The 4318-nt window shown below is 69.4% G+C and carries 4 protein-coding genes; 3 read left to right on the top strand and 1 reads right to left on the bottom strand.

The window, feature by feature from the left end; genetic code table 11:
* The first annotated feature begins 116 nt into the window (after positions 1-116).
* The 3 genes from VFQ84_RS03460 to VFQ84_RS03450 all read left to right on the top strand — a co-directional run bounded on the left by VFQ84_RS03460 (position 117) and on the right by VFQ84_RS03450 (position 3589).
* A complete protein-coding gene (locus tag VFQ84_RS03460) occupies positions 117-1292 on the top strand; it encodes a thiolase family protein (protein ID WP_325129271.1) in 1176 nt (391 codons plus the stop codon).
* Positions 1293-1448: 156 nt separating this feature from the next.
* The gene (locus VFQ84_RS03455; protein ID WP_325129269.1) at positions 1449-1832 is read left to right on the top strand and encodes a hypothetical protein; all 384 of its coding nucleotides are present in this window, start codon (positions 1449-1451) and stop codon (positions 1830-1832) included.
* A 149-nt stretch (positions 1833-1981) separates the two neighbouring features.
* Positions 1982-3589 (top strand): carboxyl transferase domain-containing protein, encoded by a 1608-nt coding sequence (locus VFQ84_RS03450; RefSeq protein ID WP_325129267.1) that lies wholly within the window; start codon positions 1982-1984, stop codon positions 3587-3589.
* A 112-nt stretch (positions 3590-3701) separates the two neighbouring features.
* Here the strand turns inward: VFQ84_RS03450 and VFQ84_RS03445 are convergent.
* Positions 3702-4318, bottom strand: a 617-nt coding sequence (locus tag VFQ84_RS03445) for an REP-associated tyrosine transposase (protein ID WP_325129265.1), incomplete at its 5' end; no start/stop codon positions are given.

Below are 4318 nucleotides of genomic sequence, written 5' to 3'. Positions count from 1 at the left end.
CCCCTGTAGGAGCGCCTTCAGGCGCGAATCTTTTCGGCGAAGGGCTTCGCGCCTGAAGGCGCTCCTACAGGGAGCGGCTATAATCACGGGCTGAATTCCACTTTCCCGGAGCCACCATGACCAAGGTCGTCATCGCCGGTGCCAAGCGCACCGCCCTCGGAGCCCTGCTGGGCCAGTTCACCGGCGTGCCGGCCACCCAGCTGGGCGCCACCGCCATCGCCGCCGCCGTCGCGCAGGCGGGCGTGAAGCCCGAGGCGGTCGAGGAAGTGATCATGGGCTGCGTGCTGCCCGCCGGCCTGGGCCAGGCCCCGGCGCGCCAGGCCGCGCTGGGCGCGGGCCTGCCGACCGCCACCGGCTGCACCACCATCAACAAGGTCTGCGGTTCGGGCATGAAGGCGATCATGATGGGCGCCGACCTGATCCGCGCCGGCTCGGCCAGCGTGGTCGTCGCCGGCGGCATGGAGTCGATGACCAACGCCCCGCACCTGCTGATGGGCTCGCGCACCGGCACCAAGTACGGCAGCACCGAGCTGCTCGACCACATGGCCTGGGACGGCCTCACCAACCCCTACGACAAGCAGGCCATGGGCGTGTTCGGCGAGCTGTGCGCCGACAAGTACGCCTTCAGCCGCGCCGACCAGGACGCCTACGCCGCCGAATCCGTGCGCCGGGCCCTGGCCGCACAGGCCGAGGGCGCGTTCAAGGACGAAATCGCCCCGGTCACGGTGGCGGGCCGCAAGGGCGACGTGGTGGTCGACACCGACGAACAGCCCGGCCGCTGCGATATCGCCAAGATCCCGACCCTGCGCCCGGCCTTCAAGAAGGACGGCACCATCACCGCCGCCGCCTCCTCGTCCATCAACGACGGCGCCGCCGCCGTGGTGCTGGCCTCGGAAGCCGCCGCCCAGGCCCAGGGCCTCGTCCCGCTCGCCACCCTGGTCGCCCAGGCCGGCCACGCCCAGGCCCCCGAGTGGTTCACCACCGCCCCGGTCGCCGCCATCCAGAACGTGCTGGCCAAGGCCGGCTGGTCGGTGGCCGACGTCGACCTGTTCGAGGTCAACGAGGCCTTCGCCGTGGTCGCCATGGCCCCGATGAAGGAGCTGGGCATCGACCACGCCAAGCTGAACGTCCACGGCGGCGCCTGCGCCCTGGGCCACCCCATCGGCGCCTCCGGCGCCCGCCTGGTGGTGACCCTGGTCAATGCCCTCCGGCGCCGGGGCGGCAAGCGCGGCGTCGCCGCCCTGTGCATCGGCGGCGGCGAAGCGACCGCGGTGGCGGTCGAACTGGCCTGATCCGGCGGCGGGCGCGGGTTGGCCCGGAAAAATATATTTTTCTTAAATGCCCGCTTCCGCTTGACTCCGGCTAACTTCTTGTCAAGATTGTGTGCACGTGTGCCATCTGGCACGCGTCCTGATATTCCAAATTCGTCTAGACGAGGAAACAACACCATGTCCCTGAACAAGACCCTGCTCGCCATGGCCCTGGGCCTGGCCCTGGCGGCCTGCTCCAACCAGGCTGAGCAGGCGGCTGACGCGGCGAACGACGCCGCTGCTTCCGCCGAAGCTGCCGCCACCGACGCCGCCGACGCTGCTGCCGCCGCTTCCGACGCCGCGACCGAAGTCGCTGCCGACGCCGCCGACGCCTCGGCCGAAGTCGCTGCCGACGCCGCCGACGTGGCTGCCGACGCCGCTTCCGACGCCGCTGACGCGGTCGAAGCCGGTGCCGACGGCATGGCCGACGCCGCTGCCGACATGGCCGACGACGCCGCCGAGATGGCCGACGACGCCGCCGACGCTGCTGACGAAGCCGCCGAAGACGCCAGCAACGAGTAAGTTGCCTGCCGCTCCAAGGGAAACGGGCGCGACGCGAGTCGCGCCCGTTTTCTTTTGCCCGCCCGGAACGCACCCGCGACCTGCGGCAAACCTAGGCACCCCTGCGCGCGCCCCGTAAACTCGGGCGGTTCCCCGCCGAGTCCGCGCGCATGCCCATCCTCACCAGCCAAGTCGATCCCCGTTCCCCCGAATTCCAGGACAACGCCGCCGCCCTGCGCGCCGCCGTCGCGGATTTCGAAGCCCAGCTGGCGCGCGTCGCCCAAGGCGGCGGCGACAAGGCCCGCAGCAAGCACACCGAACGCGGCAAGCTGCTGCCGCGCGATCGCATCACCGCCCTGCTCGACCCGGGCTCGCCCTTCCTGGAGCTCTCGGCCCTGGCCGCAGGCGGCATGTACGACGACGCCGCGCCGGCCGCGGGCGTGATCACCGGCATCGGCCGCGTGCACGGCCAGGAAGTGGTGGTGGTGGCCAACGACGCCACCGTCAAGGGCGGCACTTACTTCCCGATGACGGTGAAGAAGCACCTGCGCGCGCAGGAAGTGGCGATGGAAAACCACCTGCCCTGCCTGTACCTGGTCGACTCCGGCGGCGCCTTCCTGCCGCTGCAGGACGAGGTGTTCCCGGACAAGGAGCACTTCGGCCGCATCTTCTACAACCAGGCCCGGCTCAGCGCGATGAACATCCCGCAGATCGCCGTGGTGATGGGCAGCTGCACCGCCGGCGGCGCCTACGTGCCGGCGATGTGTGACGAGTCGATCATCGTGCGCGAACAGGGCACGATCTTCCTCGGCGGCCCGCCGCTGGTGAAGGCCGCCACCGGCGAAGTGGTGGACGCCGAGTCGCTGGGCGGCGCCGACGTGCACACCTCCGTGAGCGGCGTCGCCGACCATTTCGCCGAGAACGACCAGCACGCACTCGAGATCGCCCGCGACATCGTCCGCCACCTCAACCGCAAGAAGTCGCTGCCGGTGGCCGTGCAGCCGCCCAGCGAGCCGCGGTTCCCGGCCGAAGAGCTTTATGGCGTGATCCCCAAGGACACCCGCCGGCCCTTCGACATCCGCGAGGTCATCGCCCGCGTGGTCGACGGCAGCGAGTTCCAGGAGTTCAAGGCGCGCTACGGCAAGACCCTGGTCTGCGGCTTCGCCCACATCCACGGCTACCCGGTGGGCATCGTCGCCAACAACGGCATCCTGTTCGCCGAGAGCGCGCTCAAGGGCGCGCACTTCATCGAACTGTGCAACCAGCGCGACATCCCGCTGGTGTTCCTGCAGAACATCACCGGCTTCATGGTCGGCAAGAAGTACGAGAACGCCGGCATCGCCAAGGACGGCGCCAAGATGGTGACCGCCGTGGCCTGCTCGCACGTGCCCAAGTTCACCGTCGTGATCGGCGGCAGCTTCGGCGCCGGCAACTACGCGATGTGCGGCCGCGCCTACGGCGCCCGCTTCCTGTGGACCTGGCCCAACGCCCGCATTTCCGTGATGGGCGGCGAACAGGCCGCCAGCGTGCTGGCGACCGTGAAGCGCGATGGCCTGGAAAGCGCCGGCAAGGCCTGGAGCGCCGACGAGGAAGAGGCCTTCAAGGCCCCGATCCGCGACCAGTACGAGCGCCAGGGCCACCCCTACTACGCCACCGCCCGCCTCTGGGACGACGGCATCATCGATCCGGCCGACACCCGCCGCGTGCTGGGCCTGGCCCTGTCCGCCAGCCTCAACGCCCCCATCGAGAAAGACCGCTTCGGCGTCTTCCGCATGTAGCCCCCCCAGGCCCTCGAAATCCTCCCCTGTAGGAGCGCCTTCAGGCGCGAATCTGTTGACCCTTCTTTGGCTTTGCCTGCGGCAAAGAAAAGATTCGCGCCTGAAGGCGCTCCTACAATGGGGATTCGTCGGTTAGCCAGCGGGCGTTCCAGAAGGGGTAGTCGCCGACGCGTTTGGCCAGGCCGGCCCGTAGGGGGTTGGCCACGAGGTAACGTGCCGCGCTGCGCAAGGCCTCATCGCCACGTATGGCGCGATCGTGATAGCTCCGGGCCCAGACCGGGCCGACGCGACCGACCGACGGGTTGAAGCGGCGGGCCGACCGGCCCTTGGCCTGGCCCACGCTCAGTGCCAACGTCCCCGCCGCAAGGACGAGAAGTCCGTGGAAGTGATCCGGCATCAGCACCCAGGCCAGCAGGTTTGAATGCGGCCACGTGCCCGGACTGTCGAGCAGGCGTGCCATGGCCGCCGCCGTCTCCCAGCCGCCGAAAAGACGCTGCCGGCCATGGGTGGTGAACGTGATGAAGTAGGCGTGGCCGGGCAATGAGCGACGACCCAGGCGCAGCCTTGTCTGGCCGGGCGTGTCGAGGACGTAGGGCATGGCCCAGCGTGCCGCGCCAAGGCCCCGCCGAAAATCAGGGAAGCACCCCCTCCACTGTAGGAGCGCCTTCAGGCGCGAATCTTTTGATCTTGCTTCTCTTGCTTTGCCTGCGGCAAAGAAAAGATTCGCGC

It is taken from the genome of Arenimonas sp., from assembly GCF_035721105.1.
GTDB lineage: Bacteria > Pseudomonadota > Gammaproteobacteria > Xanthomonadales > Xanthomonadaceae > Arenimonas.
This window is presented reverse-complemented; position numbering and strand designations above follow the sequence as displayed.

What these genes read in the sequence shown, in the direction of transcription:
- VFQ84_RS03450 (WP_325129267.1), top strand. Translation starts at nt 1,982, where the DNA reads ATGCCCATCCTCACCAGCCAAGTCGATCCCCGTTCCCCCGAATTCCAG.
- VFQ84_RS03455 (WP_325129269.1), top strand. Translation starts at nt 1,449, where the DNA reads ATGTCCCTGAACAAGACCCTGCTCGCCATGGCCCTGGGCCTGGCCCTG.
- VFQ84_RS03460 (WP_325129271.1), top strand. Translation starts at nt 117, where the DNA reads ATGACCAAGGTCGTCATCGCCGGTGCCAAGCGCACCGCCCTCGGAGCC.